This window comes from Ancrocorticia populi (assembly GCF_003123745.1).
GTDB lineage: Bacteria > Actinomycetota > Actinomycetes > Actinomycetales > Actinomycetaceae > Ancrocorticia > Ancrocorticia populi.
On the sequence record NZ_QETB01000004.1, the window covers coordinates 441,933 to 461,490 of the forward strand.

Sequence of the window (19,558 nt, forward strand, 5' to 3'; positions counted from 1 at the left end):
GTCCTCAGAAACTCCCCGAGGATCCTCCAGATGATCCCCCGGAGGATCCGCCCGAGGTGCTACTACTCGAATGCGCATACCACGTGTTGTTTCGTCCCAACCTGTATTCACGCATAACTTCCATCCCCAACAAGACCGCAGCGGCGCCAGCTACGATTCCGTAGCCACCTGTACGCGGCTTTACTGCCGCTCCTGTGAAGGGAACGAGCGTGTCCATGAACCCAATAGTGGGAGCAAAGGTGTGAGCACTATTGCTTCCGTTCGTCAGATATCTCCCCACGGTTGGCCCAGGGTCTGTGCTGGCGGCCGTAGTTGAAGCACTCTCCACAAGAACCTCGAGCATCTCTGAGTTTTTGCCTACGGATATGCCCGAGTGAACCACCTTTGCCGATTCGCCCGCTAGAGACGCAGAGGCGCGGTCCAGATAGAAGAGGGCTTCCCATGAATCCATCCCCGCCTGGACATCGGCCGGCACCCGGTTGGCAACCTCTAACGCCCAGCCAATACACGCATCCAACTGGCCTGTATCCCAGCTCCTCGTCAGAGCAAGATCAGAAAGCTCAGTGCCCGCGCGCGCATCTTCAGCCACCAGCCTTGCTTGCCTGCTCACGGCCTCTTTCCAGCCGGGCAGGCCGCCAGCAATCATCGCCACATCACCGAATCCGCGTGCGCGCGTCACGGCACCTTCGATCCGATCGGATGCCTGCTTGAGTTCCCGGGCTGTCGCGCCCGAACGCTTCCGCGACGCAGTGAGCTCCGGACGAAGCAACTCCGCCTGAGAATCTCGCACCAAGCCCTCCAGTCCCTGTATCGCATCCTGTATGCGCTGAGCCACCAGCTGGGGTGTAGGTTCAGGGCCGCGAACTTGCGCCGCTCCGGCTGCGTCACCAGCCAGCGGTGGCGCCTGCCGCACTGCTGCTTGCTGAGCCGACCTAGTTACCTGTGCGGCCGTTGTTCCAAACTCCTGTGTCGCGGCCATCCCCGTATTCACGGCGGCGTCACTCTTCAAACGCATACGGTGCGCCCGGATTGAGATCCACAGGATTCCTCCGGCACTGAACAGGACTCCCGGGATGCAGAGGACTAGGAACGGCAAAGTACCAACATATGCCGCCTGCGCCTCAACGATGTCCCCGATACCTTCTTCCCATTCGGCATCCTGAAACGCGTCATTGCCTGCTTCGCGATTGGAGTCGAGATCGTCGTCGTTACTCGAAAAACCCGTTCCCACATACAAACCGGAATCTCCATGCCCAGCCGGATCGGTGATATTGAGGAAAATAACCAGTTTGTGATCAACGAACCGGGAGCCCTCCAACCAGTCCGGATGATACAGCTGGGCGGCGTCCATTACCTCGCCGCGAACGTCCGAGACGGGCGAGCCCTCTTGCGCGATAACCCAGACATCTATGTCAGGATCCCTCAGCTCCATTCCCTCAAGTTGCGATTGGAGCGTTGCGGAATCAACCAGCGAAGTGGAAGAGGTGATTTCCACGCTTCGAGGTGGATCTCCCGTTTCATCGGACGTGAGAGCCCACGCCATGATGAAGAGACTTCCAATGAGGACTGCCGTCAACAGGACATAGCCGATCGGCCTAGCAATCGCACCAAACCGCCCGGGAACCTTCGTATGCGGCATGCAGAACGCCTTCCTGGCGGCGCTACCGGGCGCGGCTTAGACGCACCCGCGCTACCACCGTGTCAGGTACATTCCGTTAGCATAGCGGCTTGCCGCGTCTGGGTCAGCCTTGGCTTGTATACGTTTCGAGCAGCCGCAGCCAGACCTCGCTGATCGTTGGGTAGGACGGGACGGCGTGCCACAGCCGATCGATTGGGACCTCGCCAACAATCGCAATAGTTGCCGAATGTAGAAGCTCAGCCACATCTTGCCCGATGAATGTGGCGCCAACAATAACGCCACGGTCCTCGTCAACCACAAGTTTGGCGCGCCCGGCGTAATCATCAGCCTGCAGGCTCGAACCCGCGATGCTCCCTAAGTCATACTCAACGGTCTTGATGTGTAGCCCTGCCTCGCGTGCTTTCGCCTCTGTCTTGCCCACTGATGCGACTTCTGGATCGGAAAACACGACGTGGGGAACCGCGGTGTGATCAGCCGTTGCCACGTGGCGGCCCCATGGCTGATCCTGTACCTGGGTGCCGTTCAATCGGGCGGCGATCGCTTCACCCGCGGCGCGCGCCTGATACTTGCCTTGGTGGGTAAGAAGCGCTCTCCCATTGACATCGCCAACGGCGTAGAGCCAGTCTGTGCCTTTAACAAGCATCGTGTCGTCAACGGCAAGGCCTTCGTTACCGCCAAGTCCAAGCGAATCAAGTCCAAGCCCATCCGTTGCTGGAGTCCGTCCCGTAGCAACAAGGATCTCATCCGCCTGAATGGTAGAGCCGTCCTCTAGAGTAGCGGTCACGAGGCCCTCGGCATCGCGATCAATGTGGCTCGGGGTGGCGCCAATGCGCACATCAACCCCCTCGGCGGTCAATGCATCCGCAAGGCATTCGCCAACGAAAGGCTCCTCATGGGAAAGCAGAGCGCTGCGGGATAGGACGGTCACGTGGGCGCCGAGGGAGGAGAACGCGAACGCCATCTCTGTTCCGGCAACGCCGCCGCCTAGGACGATGAGCCGCTGCGGAACTGTCTTGGCAGAGGTGGCCTCGCGGGTACCCCAAGGCTGAGCTTCGGCCAGTCCGTCTATCTCGGGGATGTGTGGGACTGAACCCGTGGCTAGGGCAACGGCTCTAGCCGTGTACATGCGGCCGTCAACCTTTACTTGGCCGGCACCGGTGACAGTGGCGTGCCCGCGAATAAGTTCGATGCCCGCGGATTCCACCCATTTGGCCTGCCCGTCATCCTTCCACCCGCTAGTAAAGGTGGTACGCCGCTCTAGGACTGCGCGCACATCGAGCTCACCCGTCACGGCCTCGCGCGTGCCGGGAAGCCGGCGTGCGGCACGGAGGGCGTTACCGCTGCGTAGAAGTGCCTTTGATGGCATGCACGCCCAGTAGGAGCACTCACCTCCCACCAGCTCCGATTCAACAATGGCCACCTGAAGGCCCTGCTGCGTGGCATAGTCAGCGACGTTCTCGCCAACCGCACCTCCACCGATGACGATCAGGTCATAATCAGTTGTCTTTGAAGCTGCGGTGCTCATGAGTGCTCCTTCTGGGACTCTTTAGAAGTCCTGATACTGCTCTTAGAGGTTCCAAGACTCGTCAGACCCTTATTTTCCCACGGATTTTCGCCGAATGTTGAATTTTCGCGCCCCTTCGTGCCCCATCGAATGGGCCGTAGGGTCAAACGTTGGAGAACTCTTTCCCGGTGACCCGAACGGGACGCCTCCGGCACGGTTCCATTCTAAAACCTGAAACTCAACGCAGGAAGGTCGATTACACCCACCGGCACTCTTTGTGCGTCCACTTCCTCCCACCGGCTCGCCCTGTAAGCGCCAGATCGATGAGTTGGGAAGCAAGTTCCGCCGCCGCTCCTACTGTTCGATAGTCCGAGCAGCATGGGACGGACTTGCTCAGCTTCACATATCCTGGCCCCCAGGTGGGCGGAATGGCAAACGCAGAAAATGGCTCCATCTGGCGCCGCCGGCGTTCCGTCTCCAGTGCAAGAGTGAGCGCATCCCCATCGATGTCTTGAGTGACAGCGAACACAACGAGGTCCACAAGGTCCTTTTCACGACTTGAAGGCCGGCCTTCGTAATCGGCCATAGTTGCACAGACCTTGTCGGCAATCTGGTCAACTACCGGGTATAGGCGATACGGGTTGCTAGTGAGCCGTGGGAGTTCGAGTGCGGTTGCCGAAGTTGCAGTGGACACTTGGTCAGTCATGCCCGCACCCACTGCGAGGTCAATGTGTAGCGAACCCTTGCCTGTGACACCGATGAAGATGTTGAAGGTGACGCGGTAGCCGTCGGTGTATGGCTGCTTGTCAGCACCAATCGAAGTCTCGTATCCCAGGTATTCGAAGCGGAAGTGGTCGTAAAGATCGATCGCGGCCAGGCGCTTCAGGTCTGCCAGCGCTTGCTCAATGGTGAACCCCTCTCGGTAAAGGTCGATGTCTTTCGTGGAACGAGTTGAAGGGATCCGCGCAAGTATGCTCGTTCCACCCTTCAGTACCCATTCTGACTCCGCACCTTCGGAGAAGATCCGGCTGAGGAAGCGGTTGAAGTACTCCAGTTGGATTCGCTTGTTCGTATCGAGCGTGGGGTCCACTGCTGCTGCCTTCTTTGCTGCATCTTTGATTGCAGCCTCAACACCTCGCGCCGTCCCGTAACGCTCATTCGCTTGCGTCATGATCCTCCTCGGAGCTGGTTCGCGATGTACCCTCAGGTTGAGCTTCTGGGGCTGAAGGGTAAGTCATGTTCTTCGTCCATTGCTGTGACAGATTCGCGAGCACCTGCGGGTTTAGCACGTCAGTGAAGGACTGGGTGAGGCCGAGTGATTCGGCTGAAGGCCGCATCTTGGAGATGGCATCGAAATGCGGTCGTAGTGCGCGTTGGACGGCCTCTGCGACTTCGTCCGTTATAGCCGGTGTGGGCAGCTTTATCTCCGCCATGATCTTGCGAAAGCCTTCGCTCGGCTCTGTAGACAGGATATTCTTCAGATACTCAGCGGCTACCCATGCGCCGAGGACGGGATTGGCGGTGATACGACGGGCGACGGATCCGAGGTCAAGCCCAGCAATTTCCGCCAGCCGGTCGAGGAGTGCGGCGCCGTCATTCTTCTCGAATCCGCTTCTCTTGGCGAGAGGACTCAGCAGTTCGCTCAGGCGATCGACATCGATGGAGTACTTCTTCATTGTGGCACCTAGAGCATCAGCTACCAGACTCTGGTCTCCGAGGTCTTCGAGTAGATCAGCCAGCGTCCGCTCGATCCGCATCGCCGGGAGGCCGTGAATGATTGTGACATCACGGTCCGTGAGTTTGCGCTGCCGAAAGCGGATCCCCTCCTGCTGACTTTGGCGACGAGTTGGAGCGACGAACTCATGACGACCGGTCCAAGAGTCGCCAACTCCGTTAAGGGATGCCGCCGAGGTGCTCGCCACCACGACTCCCCCCGCCGCATCACTGATACGATCCTCCGCAAGTCGTTTCGGTTCCGTACCCAGCCAAGCTGCGCGGAGGCCATCGAATTCATTGTCAGGTGCACCGGCGTCCTTGTACACGCCGTGCGCCAGACGTTCGAGCTGTCCAGCCTCGGCAAGACGAGAAAGCGTGAGACGAGTTATGCCAAGCGCATTTGCTTGGGCGGTCGTCACCATGCCCCACTGGTTGGCAGTGATATCCGTTAGCTCTCGAAGTGCATCACCCGCTTTCATACTTTGATTGTATCGATCTGGTAGATACTTTCCAAGCCTTCATTCTCACATAGAAGACGAGGCGCGCCACGTCCTCCCGTCAAGCTCGCCCGGTCCCGAGCCTGCATCTTCATCCTCGCGTGCCACCTGTTTCCGGATTGCGCATTCATACTCGCACTCCTTCGGTGACAACCGGAGGCACGCAGAAGCCCCAACTTCCACGGTAAGTCGCGGAAATTGGGGCCTCCGGTTAGTAACAGGCTATGTTGCCACTAAACTCCCAATAGTGGTCCTAGAAGTCCCAGTCATCGTCTGTAGTAGCTTCGGCCGTTCCGATCACATACGAGCTGCCTGACCCCGAGAAGAAGTCATGGTTCTCATCCGCGTTTGGAGATAGCGCGGCAAGAATCGCGGGATTCACGGCCGTCTGATCCGGGCCAAACAGCGCTTCGTAGCCGAGGTTCATAAGGGCCTTATTCGCGTTGTAACGAAGGAACATCTTGACGTCCTCCGTCAGCCCCATCTGGTCATACAGGGACTCCGTGTAGCCTTCCTCGTTGTCATAGAGATCCATGAGCAAAGAGTAGGTGTAGTCCTGAAGCTCGGCCCGCCGCTCCGGGGAAGCCTTGGCAACAGCCATCTGGTACTTGTATCCGATGTAGTACCCGTGAACGGCCTCGTCACGGATGATGAGGCGGATGAGATCGGCGGTGTTGGTGAGCTTCGCGTGCGCGGACCAGTACATCGGCGCATAGAAGCCCGAGTAAAACAGGAAAGACTCCAGCATCGTGGAAGCAACTTTGCGCTTCTCTGGATCATCCCCACGGTAGTAATCCAGAATGATCTTCGCCTTAGTCTGCAGGAACTCGTTCTCCTCAGACCAGCGGAAGGTTTCGTCAATTTCCTCAGTAGAAATCAGGGTTGAGAAGATCGAGGAATACGACTTGGCGTGCACAGACTCCATGAATGCGATGTTTGTGTACACCGCCTCCTCGTGTGGCGTCACGGCATCGGGAATGAGCGAGACAGCACCAACGGTCCCTTGAACAGTATCGAGCAAGGTAAGCCCCGTGAAGACGCGCGTGGTCATCTCCTGCTCGTGCGGCTTCAGTGTGTTCCACGACTGAATATCGTTAGACAGCGGGATCTTCTCTGGCAACCAGAAGTTTCCGGTGAGCCGATCCCAGACCTCAAGATCCTTCTCATCATCCAAACGATTCCAATTGATGGCCTGAACCCGATCAACAAGCTTGAGCTTTGGTGGCGTCATCATTCTCCTCTGGTCGCGCGTTTATCCATTGTCTCACCTGCAGCAGCCTTCAGCACAAGCACCTGCGTTAGAGTACCGACCCTAAGACTTGCCCGCTGTGAAACGTGTCCACCCCCAATAGTTACGCAACCTCTGCGAGAATGCCATCACCTCCACCACACTTACTTTCGCCGCTTTCCTGGACCCGCGCATATGTCTCATTCCTAGAAACACCAATCACAGCTCCACTCTTGGCAGAAAACACGAAGCCTCCAACATGATGAGTGATCGTAATCTGCTCATCGTGAATGTAATCGTGATGGTGGAAGCAGAGCAGCACGGCATTATCCATAGTGGTTGGGCCACCTCGCTCGTGCTCTTGGGCATGGTGAACCTGGCAAAGCTCCGGCCCTCTTTCGCAGCCCGGATACCGGCATCTTCGATCCCGAACCCTGACCGCTCGGACCTGCCGTGGGCTAAATAGCCGCTGCTTTCGAGACAGATCGATCGGCTCACTGTGGCTGCTAAGAACAACACGCGCAACATCGCTATCGCACAGCATTCCGGCTAACCGCGAGGGCGCCACCGGCCTCCCATCGGGCAACACCCCGGGAGAATGCCCTTCCATCATCGCCGGATCGAATCCGGCCCGTATCACCGCGAGCGCCCGGCCCAGTTCCTCGGACAGTTCTTCCCGGGAATCTAGGCACTCACCACGCCGCCCCAGCCCGCCACCGGTTGTTGGGCACGTATTTTGCGCCGACGACGACGCCTCCTCCGCAGTTCCAGCGTACGCTGTAGGCCCGGCAACACCGATATCCCCGGCTTCCCGATCACCCTCTGCTCGCTCCAACTCACCACACCCGGCCCGAACAGCCCGCTCGGTCTGGACAAGTGTTTCCAGAGGAACAGTCACCATGATCTGCTGTCGAGGGCCACCGCCAGCAGCACGGTTCCCAGCACCACCATTGGCTCCAGTCTCCACTAAATCCATGAGCCCGTGAGCATTCCGCAGTTCGCGAGGCCGGTCATCGTCACGGTGCGGCACGCCCACCGCTCCACGGAGCGCATCAACAAGTATCGTCCCGTTCATCGCCCCGAGCCACCCGGCCAGCCGGAATCCATCACCATCGGGAAACACGCAGAATTTCTCCTGCCTCGCTTGGCGCCGCGCGCTTTCAACAGCGCGCTCCGGGTGGTGCGTCACCTGCCATACTTTGATGGTCTTGCGAAACTCGTCCACGGGTTCACCCATCGCCTGATTCACGAACCATTCCTCAGCATCCTGAACCTGACCAATTTGTGCCTTGGGAATCTCCCTTTCCAGCACGTCCAGATAATCCCAAGACAGACGCCCCTCACGAATCATCTTCGCAAACAGCGGGAACACGGCAAGCGACCTCGCCTGCTTCATCTCCCGTGTAGTTTTCGCCCGTCCCTGCTTACCTTCCTTGGTTAGGGTGTCGTGGACGCTCCGCTCCTCACCAGTGGTCTTCTTGCCGGCCCCGCCCGGCACATCCGGTTCCCGTCCAGCAGCCTTCGCCTCTCGCAATTCCCGAGCCGCAGCCTCTTCCAGCTGCTCCACGTACCCGATCGTTGCCAGCTTGGCCCCGCTCACCGCAAGCTCTACACGCTTCAACGCCGCGAGTAGGCCCACGGCCTCTTCTCGATCCGCGCCAGCCAGGTCCAAACCGGAACACGCACGAGCCAGCTCACGCATCAGCTCTTTCTCCCGAGCAAACGGGCCACCATCAGGCACCCCCGGCGGCCCCTGATCCGCTACAGATCCAAATAAGGTTTCCATCACCCTCACCTCCTCTCTTTCCTTCACCCTATTCCACACCTCCCACACCTTTTCTTCCCCCAACTTCCCCCACCCACACCCACACCCACACCCACACCCAAGCGTCAACACTCGCATTCCCCCACAAGACGGTCTACCTTTACCCGTATGGAAACCGGCCCCAAAACGTCCACCCCAGCGCCAAACCGCTACGAAGGCCGAATCGGCGGCCTCGACATAGCCCGTGCTCTCGCGATTTTCGGCATGTTCTATGCGCATGTGGCGCCCTCCCACGATGACGTCCAAGGCCTTCGCGGCATCATCCTCGCGATTCCGGACGGCCGCTCCTCGATACTCTTCGCGCTCTTAGCGGGCGTCTCGGTCGCGATTCTCACGGGCAGAAACGTCCCCTACGGTGGCGAACGGATGCGAACGGCCCGCCTTCGAATTTTCGCCCGCGCGGCGGTTCTGCTGGTAATCGCGGGTTTCCTCTCGGTGCTAGGCACACAGATCGCCGTCATTCTGGGTTTCTACGCGGCGTGGTTCGTGGCGGCATTGCCCTTCACGCGCCTCGGCCCGCGCACACTCCTCGCCATCGCGGCGGCGTGGGCGATTATCGGCCCAACCCTCCTCCCGCTCATCACATGGGTGATGGAAAACCTCGGCCTCTGGGAATCGGGTGACGCCAACGGTTTCGTGGTCAACACATTCATCTCGGGCCATTACCCAGGTCTCACTTACATGGCATACGTGATCGCAGGCATGGGGATCGGCCGCCTCGATGCCACGGCCCGCCGCGTTCAGAAATGGCTACTCGCCGCAGGCACAGGCCTCGCCCTCGTGGGTTACGGTTTGAGCGCTGCCCTTACGAGTGCTTTTGTCAACCCTTTTATTAACGACGACGGCCCATCCCTCCAACCCTCCTGGACCCCGCTGCACCCCGAGCAATGGCTTGTTGCGGAGCCACATTCGAACACACCTTTTGAGGCGATCGCTTCGGGTGGAGTGGGCATCGCAATTATCGGCCTGTGCCTGTTGGGCGGTGCCCTTGCACGAAACGTCCTCTATCCGGTGGCGGCGTCCGGATCGATGTCACTGTCCGCATATACCTTCCATGTCCTCATCGTGGCATTCCACCCCGAATGGATAGGTGGCGCATCGTGGGCGCCGGTGCTGTGGCTGATCGGCGGGACGATCATCGTGGCCACGGCGTGGAAGCACTACGCTCGGCGCGGGCCGCTGGAATGGATTATGTGGAAGGTTTCGATGAAGGCGGCTAGCTAGAGCGCGGAATGTACGCCAAAGGGCCCATGTTGGAGGTCACAATCTTCCTTATGCTAACCGCATGAGTTCCTCTGACAATGGTGCCACTAGCTCCAAACGCCGGCGAGTGCTGCCGAAGCGCGCTCCCCATCCCGCCCCATCTTCTTCGGGTAGCCCCACCACAACCCTCACGGCGGTCCAAAAGACTGGGCTTGTGCTTGGTATCGGCGTCTTCATCCTTCCCTTCTTCTTCGATATTCCGAATCTGGCAGAGCCCGGGGAGCGCATGCTCTCGATCTTCCTGCTTGCAGTCATCTTCTGGATCACTGAGGCCGTTCCACTTACAGCAACTGCTGTTCTGGTTATCTTGCTTGAGGTGCTGCTGATTGCCGAAGGGGCGATAGCCGATCCAACGGCAGCGGATCCCGCTCTGGCCGAAGCAGCACTTCCCGCCGCAAGCTATTTCGCCGCGCTTGCCAACCCGGTCATCATCCTCTTCCTCGGCGGATTCATGATCGCGGACGGAGCAGAGAAGTACGGCCTAGACAAGAACATTGCGGCCGTCATGCTCAGACCATTCTCCGGGTCAGCCCGTTCCACGGTGCTGGGTCTCATGCTCATCACTGGTTTGCTTTCTGCGTTCATGTCCAACACGGCAACCACGGCCACCATGTTCGCCGTGGTTCTTCCCATACTTTCAGCGGTATCGGACAAGCGGGCGCGCTCCGGCGTAGCACTCTCCATCCCTCTGGCAGCCAACGTTGGCGGCATCGCCACACCGGTGGGAACGCCACCCAACGCGATCGCGGTAGGTGCCCTCGAAGCGGACGGCATCCACGTCTCGTTTATCGACTGGATGATCTTGGCGGGGCCTTTTACAGTATTGATTCTGATCGCCTCGTGGTTCCTGATCTGTGCGATCTTCATCCCAAAGCACATCACGATCAAGCTGGAGATGAACGCTTCGTGGAACGTCACACCCAAAGCGAAGATCTTCTACGCCACGGCCGCGCTAACAATCCTCCTGTGGATGACGGAACCGCTCCACGGAATCTCCTCGAATACGGTTGGCTTCGTCCCAGTGGCCATGCTTCTCTGCCTGAGAGTAATGAATGGCGATGACATCAAGAAGTTGGATTGGCCTGTGCTCTGGCTGGTTTCTGGTGGTATCGCGCTAGGAACGGGTATTGGTGCCACCGGCCTTGACGCATGGCTCGTGGGTTCCATCGGATGGGAAACGCTCGGCGCGATCGGAGTCACGGCCGTGATGAGCTTTATCGGTCTAGGGTTCGCCAACGTCATGTCCCATTCGGCCGCGGCTAACCTCCTTGTTCCCGTGTCCATCTCTCTCGCGATGTCCCTACCCGGGATTGATACGGCAATTCTGGCCGTTACGGTTGCCATTGCATGCTCGCTGGGAATGTCCCTACCTATCTCCACTCCTCCCAACGCGATCGCGTTTTCCACGGGAACGTGTACGGTTAAGAATATGGCGATACTGGGCGTAATTGTGGGCTTGGTTTCCACGCTGCTCCTAGCATTCGCGATGCCATCAATTTGGGCAGCGATGGGATTGGTATAACGGGCATGACCACAGATCCGCACCTGCATATTTTCGATGTGCCCTACACAGATAGGGAGCTTGTCGAGGAGATCCTCGGTTCCATTGAGGATGCACTCGGACCCCAACCCCGCCTCACAATTCCCGAAGGAACAACGCTTACCCATCGGGGCAAACCAGCCTCCACGGTCACCTTCGTCTTACGGGGTAAGGTCGCGCTGATCCACGATTCGGTCGCGGCCGCGGGTGACGTCACTCTGCACGAAGCATCCACCGGGCGAGTAATTGGCCTGATGTCCCTGACTGAGGGTGGAAATGCTAAGACCACCGCGCGAACAACCTCGGAGATCACGTGCGTTCAGCTCACGATTGAGCAATTCAAGACGGTGGTGGAACAGCGGCCAACTACCTCGCTGCTGGCGGCCGTACTGATGATCCGCTCGCTGGATATGCGCCTGCGCCGCGCGGATGAACTCCATGTTGAGCACGTCCAGCTATCCGCCGAACTCGAGAAGGAGCGGGCCCAGCTCGCGACGGCCCTCACCAACCTTGAGGAAGCCCGTACCCAGCTAGTCTCCCAAGAGCGTTTGGTCTCTCTAGGTTCCCTCGCGGCGGGAATCGCACATGAACTCAACAATCCCCTCGCCGCGATCGATCGAACTGCGGATTACCTATTCTCCGATGTCCTAGCCTTGCTCTCTTCGGTCCCCGATCAGAAGTGGGCGGATCAGGCCACTGGCACCATCCGCGCCGCATTGGAATCAACGTCCCTCTCCGCCCGTGAGGAACGCGCTCTGAAGAAAGAGATGGCTGAAGCCCTTGGTGATCCCACTCTGGCCCAGCAGCTCATCCTGGCAGGCATCCACGATCCGGAGCTAGCTCGCCAGCTCAAGCGCCGCTCTGGCATGGGGCTGGATCAGGTGGGCCACGCGGCGTCCATCGGAACGCATCTGCGAAACCTCAGTTCGGCATCAACCAAGATCACCAGCCTCGTGGCTTCCCTGCGCTCCTACGCTAGGCCGGACGGCGATCCGATCACCGGGGTAGATCTCCATACCAACATTGACGATGCGATCCGCCTCCTATCGCATAAACTTCGCGATACGGAAGTTACTCGCGAATACGATGAGGTTCCTGCCATCGAGTGCCAGCCGGGTCAGCTCGCCCAGCTATGGACCAATGTCCTCTCGAACTCTGCCGAAGCCCCCGCCTCCGCTATCACCATCCGGACCTCCACGCCCCATGAGGGCTGGGTCCGCATTGAGATCATTGATAACGGCCCAGGTATTCCTCCTCATATCCTCGAGCACATCTTTGAGCCGCGCTTCACAACCAAATCGGGTCAAGTACGATTTGGCATGGGAATCGGGATGGGAATCTCGCTTTCAATCGTGGGTAAGCACCACGGTACGATGCGTGTAACGTCGCAGACTAAAGGAACTACCGGAACCACCGTCACCGTTGACCTGCCGGCAACCCAACCTGAGGAGGATCATTGAAGTTAGCGATTTTAGTTTTGGAGGATGAACCCGAGGTCCGTGATGCTCTCATGCGCGATCTCTCCGTCCTGATGCCCGTGGCGCGAGTGGAACCGGCCGAAGATGTGGCAGATGCCTGGGAGGTGATCCGCGAGATCCAAACGGATGGGGACCGCCTCGCGTTGGCCTTGTGCGATCACCGCCTACCGGGCACAACCGGGGTGGATTTCTTGGTGGAGATGGCAAGCCACCCTGAAACGCTTGAAACCCGCAAGGTGCTTGTTACGGGGCAGGCGGACTTGGACGATACCGTGCGGGCTATCAACAACGCCCAGCTAGATCATTACATCGCGAAGCCGTGGGCGGCAGATGAACTGCTCTCAGTCACGCGCACCCAGCTCACCGATTACGTGGAGGCCTGCGGCCTCAACCCCATCAGCTACGTCAATTTGCTGGAGCATGATCGGGCGATGGAGATGATGAGCGATATCGGGCACGGAGATTCGCGCAGCATGCTCACGGGCCAGCGTAAGGCCGCCTCCGGAGATTCCGGCTCTCTGCCCGGTTTTACCCGAAGCTAGGCCTCTGGGCCGCCAGCCGTTACTCCCGATGCCCGAAGTTCGGATCGTAGCCGAGTAGCCGATCTAACTCGCGGCGTTCCTTCTTGGTGGGCCGGCCGGTGCCGGGTTCGCGCCGCAATACGGGAGGCATGGCAACGCGGGGCCGCACGGGAGTGAGATCCTCGTAGCAGGTGGCGGCAACCGGAGCGCCTACTCGCTTCTTCAGAAGCTTGGTCACGCGAAGGATTCGGTCGAAGCCCTCAAACCGATAGCGCACCTCATCGCCCACCTTCACCGGGCTGGCCGGTTTGATCGGCTCTCCGTTGATTCGCACATGACCCGCTTTGCATTCGGCCGTAGCCAGCGAGCGAGTTTTGCACTGGCGCACGCTCCACAGCCACACGTCAATCCTGACAGAGTCCATCGTTATCCCGCCCTGTATACCGCTACGATTCCGGTGGTTTGATCAGTGTAGATCAGCTCATCGTCGCTCCACGCCAGCGTGTGCGCCTGCACAACCTCGCCTCCCAAGAGGCCCTGATCGGCAAGCGTCTTCGCGCGTGAATGTGGCAGCTTCGAGGCCACCTCGCCGTCCGTGCCCACGAGTATCGAGGAGACAATCTGGGGCGGCGAAGCCTCGCCGATTCCCTCCACAGGTTCGGCCACGCTCAGCAACGTCGCGTCATGAGAAAGATCGATCCCGGTTACGTCCGCGCTCCCGGTGTCCACGGTCCCCCGTTCGCCCAGATTCAGCTTGGAGCCGTCCTTTTGCGCCGTAGTCACGTCACTTCCGGTTACTACCAGGTATTTTTCCGACGACGACGAATCATCCTCCACCGCCCCCATCTGTCCCTGAAGGTCATCTAAACTTCCGGAGAACTCAGCAGAATCAAGCAAACTGGCGCCGCCAAGCCCCACCTGCCACCTCTCCCGTCCCACGCTGTCAATCGCCCGTAGCACGTCGGGGTTGGCCGCATCAGCACAGGCGATTCCATCGGATGCCGATATGCACGGTTCGGATAACGAGTAGTTTGCATAGGCGTTGGCACTAGCCACATAAATGCCCGGCTCTGCTCCAGGTATGGAGATGAGCACCCTGCCCTTCCCTATCCATACATGAATGGCTTCAACGTTTCGCGGCTCGGGTACGTCAGTGCGCAGGTTCTTATCAATGACGGGAGCCCCGCTGGGATCGAATCCCGTCATGTGTACCGCATGGGTGCCGTCCCACGTGAGGAAGTAGGAGATGCCTTCGGAGGCTCCCACGAAGGCGAAGGTGCCTTCATCGCCCACCTCTATTGATCGAAGGTCACCGGTGGAACTATCGAACACGGATGCCGATACGTTCTGCCATGCCCCGTTGGAGTACTCCGTGCCGATGCAGATCGCCGGATCGCCCATATGGCAGTCCAGCCAGTTCGGGTCCACCCGGCTCCACTCGCGCTCGCCATTGGTGAGATCGTAGGCGGTCACCTGATGCGCCATATCACCTTCGTCGTTGGAGTAGACAAGGAGATAATCGTCCGAGCGAACCACACCGTCAACGCGCCCGGCCTCAGCGTCCACTGTAGGTTCCGTGCTGGGAGTCGTCTCAACACTCGGAGTTGGCTCCGCGCTTGGCGTTCGCCCAGCCATCCCAATGTCACCCGCAGCCTGCCCGCCAATATCGGCTCCTGGCCCCTCTTCCTCCGAGTATTGGACAGCGAAAACTGGAGTGAATCCGGCAATCTCCGGCGTCCCTTCGGGAACCTCAATCGGTGTGGCCGAAGCAGCGGCCGTTGCAGTAGCGCTCGGGTCCGGATCTGGATCCGCGGTGGTGGGTCCACAGCCGGCGAGGACCAAGACGGAGAATGCGGCAACGACGCGAGGTATCCGGTTCACCACAAGCCCTCTCCTTAGCCCTAACATTTTTATAGTAGTTTACAGTAGCGGGAGTTTCCCGCGGAATTCCGCCGATCTACTCTAACATTTTACCCTAACGCCCCTTTAGAGTAGCTGTAACAGCTTGCTAAAGAAGACGCCACGAAGCTCGCGGATCGCTCTGGCTTTGCCCTTCCCATATTATGATGCCGGTGTCCTGAAGCCTACGCAGGTGCCGAAGAACCGTTGGGCGCGTAAGTCCCGTCAGGCTCACAATCTCCCCCGTTCCCAACGGTCGATTCTCGAGCCGCATTGCGTCGAGCACACCGACTGCCTGCTTCGGTAATTTGTTCAGTACCTCCTGAGGAAGCGCATTAGCAGATGAAAGGACCAACCGAACTGAGCCACTTGATTGTTGATACACAGGATCTGTCAGACCTTTAGCGCGCATCTCCTCGAAGATTCTCCGAATCCCTTCGCCGAGTTCGCGTGAGATCCCAAGATCAGAACAAACTCGGACTATTCTCGGATTTCGCGCATATCGGGAGATTTTCAACGGGTTGTTGGGATCAACTAAGCCCGGGAACCGTCCTGGACTTTCGATCTCGACGCGGTTAGCAAAAATCTCCACCCGGATGTGGTCTCCTGCCATTGAATAGGACCTGTGGAGAACAGCATTGACAAGCCCCTCCAACCACGCATCATGAGGAATAATCGGCCGAGATCGAAACTTTCCATCCGGAGCCAACGCTTCAACACGCGGCATCCATTGAGCGATCGTGTGGGAAGCCTTCTCGATCTGCTCAGGGATGGAGCCTTCGCACCTAATGTCTCTGCCCTCCAGCAGGTTCATCCGTGCTCCAACACCACGTTCGCTTCCCGAATACTGAAGTACCCGGACATGCGCACTTGGGAAAAGGGACTGAGGCCGCTCGGCGAAGAGCATCCACGCCGCGACTGTTAGTTTGTCCGCTCGCGACACTAGGTCCCGTGCCTCGAGCATCTTCTGAACGCTCGCTGCCCCAATAAGGTTCCGATACTTTTCAGTTTGTCGAGAGTCTAGGTCTTCTACAGGTGGCTGCACGAGGGTTCCGTCAAAGGGAACACCACCTCGGTCGAACTCGAACTCTCGTCGTTGCGTATAGCTGAGCCGTCGCGATTCATCACCTTGATCGTGGCAGCTAGTACGCATGACAAGTTACTCTAACATTTTTATAGTAGTTTACAGTAGCGGGAGTTTCCCGCGGAATTCCGCCGATCTACTCTAACATTTTACCCTAACACCCCTTTAGGGTAGCCCGAACATGAGCCAGAGCCCCGCGCGCCGGAAGGGCGTGCGGGGCTCCGTCGTCGTCAAAAAACCAGCCTCTAGAGCATGCAGGAAACGCAGCCCTCAACTTCCGTACCCTCCAGCGCCTGCTGTCGGATTCGCATGTAATAGAGCGTCTTGATGCCTTTGCGCCAGGCGTAGATGTAGTTGCGGTTCACGTCGCGCGTGGTGACGGTGTCCGGATAGAACAGGGTCAGGGACAGGCCCTGATCCACGTGCTGGGTGGCAACCGCGTAGGTGTCAATGATCTTCTCGGGCCCAATCTCGTAGGCATCCTCGTAGTATTCGAGGTTGTCATTGTCCATGTAGGGCGCCGGGTAGTACACGCGGCCGATCTTGCCTTCCTTGCGGATTTCGATCTTGGAAACGATCGGGTGGATCGAGGAGGTGGAGTTGTTGATGTAGCTGATCGAACCCGTGGGCGGGACGGCCTGCAGGTTCTGGTTGTACATGCCATATGTGGCCACATCTTGGCGTAGCTGGCGCCAATCATCTTGGGTGGGGATGTGCGTTTCGGCGAACAGCCCACGCACGCGCTCCGTCTCCGGCTCCCACATCTGATCGATGTACTTATCAAAGAACTCCCCGCTGGCGTACTTCGAATCCTTGAAGCCCTCGAACTGCTCACCGCGCTCCTTCGCGATGGTCATGGAGGCGCGGATCGCGTGGTAGACCACCGTGTAGAAGTACATGTTGGTGAAGTCCAGAGCCTCGGGTGATCCGTAGTGGATATGCTCGCGGCCGAGGTAGCCGTGTAGGTTCATCTGGCCCAGTCCGATGGCGTGGGACATCGAGTTGCCGCGCTCGATCGAGGGCACGGAGCGAATATCCGTCAGATCGGACACGGCGGTCAGCGCACGAACCGCGGTCTCCACCGCCTTACCCAGATCGTCCGAATCCATCGCCTTCGCGATGTTCATTGAACCTAGGTTGCAGGAGATGTCCTTGCCCACGTGTTCGTAGCCCAGGTCCGGGCCCAGCTCCGAGGCTTCAGAAACCTGAAGGATCTCCGAGCACAGGTTGGACATCGTGATCTTGCCCTTGATCGGGTTGGCCCGGTTCACCGTGTCTTCATACACAATGTAGGGGTATCCCGATTCGAACTGGATCTCCGCGAGAGTTTGGAAGAAGGTGCGGGCGTTGATCTTCGTCTTGCGGATCCGCTTGTCCGCCACCATTTCGTAGTACTTCTCGCTCACGCTGATCTCAGTGAAAGGCACGCCGTACACGCGCTCCACGTCGTAGGGCGAGAACAGGTACATGTCCTCATTCCTCTTCGCCAGTTCGAAGGTGATGTCCGGGATCACCACGCCCAGCGAGAGGGTCTTGATGCGGATCTTCTCATCGGCGTTCTCGCGTTTGGTATCGAGGAAACGGTAGATGTCCGGGTGATGGGCATGCAGGTATACGGCGCCAGCGCCTTGGCGCGCCCCGAGCTGGTTCGCATAGGAGAACGAATCCTCCAGCAGCTTCATTACCGGGTTCACGCCGGAAGACTGGTTCTCGATCTTCTTGATCGGGGCGCCCTGCTCGCGTAGGTTCGAGAGGTTCAGGGCCACGCCGCCGCCGCGCTTGGAAAGCTGTAGGGCGGAGTTGATGCCGCGCGCAATCGATTCCATGTTGTCCTCGATGCGCAGCAGGAAGCAAGAGACGAGCTCGCCACGGGCCGCCTTGCCCGCGTTGAGGAACGTGGGGGTGGCCGGCTGGAAACGTCCGGAGATGATTTCATCTACCAATGCCTGGGCCAGAGCCTCGTCCCCGCGAGCCAAATACAGCGCAACCATGCACACGCGATCCTCGTAACGCTCCAGATAACGGGTGCCATCAAAGGTCTTGAGCGTGTAGGAGGTGTAGTACTTGAAAGCACCGAGGAAAGTGGGGAAGCGGAACTTGTGGGCGTAAGCCTGCTTGAAGAGCTGCTTCACGAAGCCCGGGGTGTATTGGTCCAGTACGGGCGCCTCGTAATACCCCTCCTCCACGAGGTACTCCAGCTTCTCTTCGAGATCGTGGAAGTACACCGTGTTTTTGTTGACGTGCTGCAAGAAGTACTGGCGTGCGGCTTGCCGATCCGCATCGAACTGGATCTTGCCATCGGCGTCATACAAATTGAGCTGAGCATTGAGCGAATGGTAATCCAAATTGGGATCCGCGTATCGTTCCTCGCCTGTATCCGTCAACGTGGTTGCTGCCAAAACTTCTCCAACCCTTCACGTACCCGGTCCGCATCTTGCGGCGTTCCGAGCAACTCGAACCTATACATGTGCGGCACATGGCACTTGGCGGAGATGATATCCCCCGCCAAGCAGTATGCCTCACCAAAGTTTGTATTTCCTCCTGAAATGACACCACGGATCAGGGACCGATTGTGTTCATCGTTCAGGAACTTAATGACTTGCTTGGGGACGGCGCCCTTCTGGTTGCCGCCTCCGTAGGTGGGAACCACCAGCACATACTCATCATCTACGTGCAGCGGATCTTCCTTCGGACGCAGTGGAATACGCTCAGCAGGCAGCCCTACCTTCTCCACGAAACGCTTCGTGTTGTTAGTGGCTGATGAGAAGTAGACGATGTGTGGCATCTCAACCTCACTCCAAACTGATGTCTTGCCGCATGGCGTAGCCGGGCTCCTTCGCGCTTGTTGGTTGGGCACGCGGCCGGCTGAGGCACTTCGGGGCATAGCCTGTGCGGCTATGCCCCGGGCCCGAACTCTCAGGCAGTAACTGCAGCGCTCTGTGAAACGCTCAGCGCCTTGATCTTGTCCGGCCGGAAGCCGGACCAGTGGTCGCCATCCGCGAACACAACAGGAGCCTGCTGATACCCGAGCGCCTTCACTGCCTCGAGCGCATCCGCATCTTCAGTGAGGTCAACTTCCTCATATCCCAAGCCCGCCTTAGCGAGGGCGCGCTTGGTTGCGTTGCACTGGACGCAGGAGGGCTTGGTGTAAACAGTGATACTCATAAGAGCTCTCCCTTCTAGTGTTTCTTCTGGCGGGTTACATCCCCACTAGAGACAACACGCAGATCTCAGAAACATTCCGTGCTATTCGCCGCCTTCCAGCGGCACGAGATAGACACTACACCTTGTGGTAGCCCGAGTGAGAGACCACAAGACTTTGTGTTGCAGCGTTTCGTCGTGAGAAGTCACACGGATGTAATTT

Annotated in this window: 15 protein-coding genes and 1 pseudogene; 4 read left to right on the top strand and 12 right to left on the bottom strand. The window is 58.7% G+C overall.

Translation table 11 applies throughout. The features are described 5' to 3' along the window. Nucleotides 1–4: 4 nt before the first annotated feature. From DD236_RS09080 to DD236_RS09105, 6 genes are all read right to left on the bottom strand, one after another. The gene (locus DD236_RS09080; protein ID WP_109094035.1) at nucleotides 5–1,639 is read right to left on the bottom strand and encodes a DUF5129 domain-containing protein; all 1,635 of its coding nucleotides are present in this window, start codon (nucleotides 1,637–1,639) and stop codon (nucleotides 5–7) included. A gap of 103 nt (nucleotides 1,640–1,742) precedes the next feature. After that, nucleotides 1,743–3,164 (bottom strand): dihydrolipoyl dehydrogenase family protein, encoded by a 1,422-nt coding sequence (locus DD236_RS09085; RefSeq protein ID WP_109094036.1) that lies wholly within the window; start codon nucleotides 3,162–3,164, stop codon nucleotides 1,743–1,745. A 235-nt stretch (nucleotides 3,165–3,399) separates the two neighbouring features. After that, complete coding sequence (locus DD236_RS09090; protein ID WP_109094037.1) at nucleotides 3,400–4,314, bottom strand: nucleotidyl transferase AbiEii/AbiGii toxin family protein; 915 nt, start codon at nucleotides 4,312–4,314, stop codon at nucleotides 3,400–3,402. Beyond that, nucleotides 4,298–5,338, bottom strand: coding sequence for a type IV toxin-antitoxin system AbiEi family antitoxin domain-containing protein (locus DD236_RS09095; protein WP_109094038.1), 1,041 nt, complete (start codon nucleotides 5,336–5,338; stop codon nucleotides 4,298–4,300). The genes DD236_RS09090 and DD236_RS09095 overlap by 17 nt, the downstream gene beginning before the upstream one ends. A 271-nt stretch (nucleotides 5,339–5,609) precedes the next feature. Then, a complete protein-coding gene (gene nrdF / locus DD236_RS09100; RefSeq protein WP_109094039.1) occupies nucleotides 5,610–6,587 on the bottom strand; it encodes a class 1b ribonucleoside-diphosphate reductase subunit beta in 978 nt (325 codons plus the stop codon). A 121-nt stretch (nucleotides 6,588–6,708) separates the two neighbouring features. After that, nucleotides 6,709–8,370, bottom strand: coding sequence for an HNH endonuclease signature motif containing protein (locus tag DD236_RS09105; RefSeq protein ID WP_165819878.1), 1,662 nt, complete (start codon nucleotides 8,368–8,370; stop codon nucleotides 6,709–6,711). A 147-nt stretch (nucleotides 8,371–8,517) separates the two neighbouring features. Between DD236_RS09105 and DD236_RS09110 the strand changes: the two genes are divergently transcribed. The 4 genes and pseudogenes from DD236_RS09110 to DD236_RS09125 form a co-directional block, all read left to right on the top strand. Continuing rightward, nucleotides 8,518–9,633, top strand: coding sequence for a heparan-alpha-glucosaminide N-acetyltransferase domain-containing protein (locus DD236_RS09110; protein ID WP_109094040.1), 1,116 nt, complete (start codon nucleotides 8,518–8,520; stop codon nucleotides 9,631–9,633). A gap of 61 nt (nucleotides 9,634–9,694) precedes the next feature. Continuing rightward, a complete protein-coding gene (locus DD236_RS09115) occupies nucleotides 9,695–11,194 on the top strand; it encodes an SLC13 family permease (protein WP_109094041.1) in 1,500 nt (499 codons plus the stop codon). Nucleotides 11,195–11,199: 5 nt separating this feature from the next. Next, a complete protein-coding gene (locus DD236_RS09120; RefSeq protein ID WP_109094042.1) occupies nucleotides 11,200–12,672 on the top strand; it encodes an ATP-binding protein in 1,473 nt (490 codons plus the stop codon). Further along, nucleotides 12,669–13,127, top strand: a pseudogene (locus tag DD236_RS09125) (response regulator); the annotation flags it as partial. The gene DD236_RS09120 and the pseudogene DD236_RS09125, both read left to right, overlap by 4 nt. Before the next feature lie 124 nt (nucleotides 13,128–13,251). On the opposite strand, the gene DD236_RS09130 reads toward DD236_RS09125, so the two are convergent. From DD236_RS09130 to nrdH, 6 genes are all read right to left on the bottom strand, one after another. Then, nucleotides 13,252–13,635, bottom strand: a complete 384-nt coding sequence (locus DD236_RS09130) for an RNA-binding S4 domain-containing protein (protein ID WP_109094044.1) — start codon at nucleotides 13,633–13,635, stop codon at nucleotides 13,252–13,254. A 2-nt stretch (nucleotides 13,636–13,637) separates the two neighbouring features. Continuing rightward, nucleotides 13,638–15,092 (bottom strand): hypothetical protein, encoded by a 1,455-nt coding sequence (locus DD236_RS09135; protein WP_133246085.1) that lies wholly within the window; start codon nucleotides 15,090–15,092, stop codon nucleotides 13,638–13,640. Between the two features lie 127 nt (nucleotides 15,093–15,219). Then, the gene (locus tag DD236_RS09140) at nucleotides 15,220–16,155 is read right to left on the bottom strand and encodes an ATP-binding protein (protein WP_207785767.1); all 936 of its coding nucleotides are present in this window, start codon (nucleotides 16,153–16,155) and stop codon (nucleotides 15,220–15,222) included. A 284-nt stretch (nucleotides 16,156–16,439) separates the two neighbouring features. Then, on the bottom strand, nucleotides 16,440–18,593 hold the full coding sequence (gene nrdE / locus DD236_RS09145; protein ID WP_243410205.1) for a class 1b ribonucleoside-diphosphate reductase subunit alpha: 2,154 nt from the start codon (nucleotides 18,591–18,593) through the stop codon (nucleotides 16,440–16,442). Continuing rightward, entirely contained in the window at nucleotides 18,575–18,979 is a 405-nt protein-coding gene (gene nrdI, locus DD236_RS09150) for a class Ib ribonucleoside-diphosphate reductase assembly flavoprotein NrdI (protein ID WP_109094047.1), read from the bottom strand. The genes nrdE and nrdI overlap by 19 nt, the downstream gene beginning before the upstream one ends. A 131-nt stretch (nucleotides 18,980–19,110) precedes the next feature. After that, a complete protein-coding gene (gene nrdH / locus DD236_RS09155) occupies nucleotides 19,111–19,359 on the bottom strand; it encodes a glutaredoxin-like protein NrdH (protein ID WP_109094048.1) in 249 nt (82 codons plus the stop codon). Nucleotides 19,360–19,558 lie beyond the last annotated feature (199 nt).

Excerpts from the sequence above, each read along its gene's own strand:
- DD236_RS09080 (WP_109094035.1), bottom strand. The coding sequence starts at position 1,639 with ATGCCGCATACGAAGGTTCCCGGGCGGTTTGGTGCGATTGCTAGGCCG.
- DD236_RS09085 (WP_109094036.1), bottom strand. The coding sequence starts at position 3,164 with ATGAGCACCGCAGCTTCAAAGACAACTGATTATGACCTGATCGTCATC.
- DD236_RS09090 (WP_109094037.1), bottom strand. The coding sequence starts at position 4,314 with ATGACGCAAGCGAATGAGCGTTACGGGACGGCGCGAGGTGTTGAGGCT.
- DD236_RS09095 (WP_109094038.1), bottom strand. The coding sequence starts at position 5,338 with ATGAAAGCGGGTGATGCACTTCGAGAGCTAACGGATATCACTGCCAAC.
- nrdF (WP_109094039.1), bottom strand. The coding sequence starts at position 6,587 with ATGACGCCACCAAAGCTCAAGCTTGTTGATCGGGTTCAGGCCATCAAT.
- DD236_RS09105 (WP_165819878.1), bottom strand. The coding sequence starts at position 8,370 with ATGGAAACCTTATTTGGATCTGTAGCGGATCAGGGGCCGCCGGGGGTG.
- DD236_RS09110 (WP_109094040.1), top strand. The coding sequence starts at position 8,518 with ATGGAAACCGGCCCCAAAACGTCCACCCCAGCGCCAAACCGCTACGAA.
- DD236_RS09115 (WP_109094041.1), top strand. The coding sequence starts at position 9,695 with ATGAGTTCCTCTGACAATGGTGCCACTAGCTCCAAACGCCGGCGAGTG.
- DD236_RS09120 (WP_109094042.1), top strand. The coding sequence starts at position 11,200 with ATGACCACAGATCCGCACCTGCATATTTTCGATGTGCCCTACACAGAT.
- DD236_RS09130 (WP_109094044.1), bottom strand. The coding sequence starts at position 13,635 with ATGGACTCTGTCAGGATTGACGTGTGGCTGTGGAGCGTGCGCCAGTGC.
- nrdI (WP_109094047.1), bottom strand. The coding sequence starts at position 18,979 with ATGCCACACATCGTCTACTTCTCATCAGCCACTAACAACACGAAGCGT.
- nrdH (WP_109094048.1), bottom strand. The coding sequence starts at position 19,359 with ATGAGTATCACTGTTTACACCAAGCCCTCCTGCGTCCAGTGCAACGCA.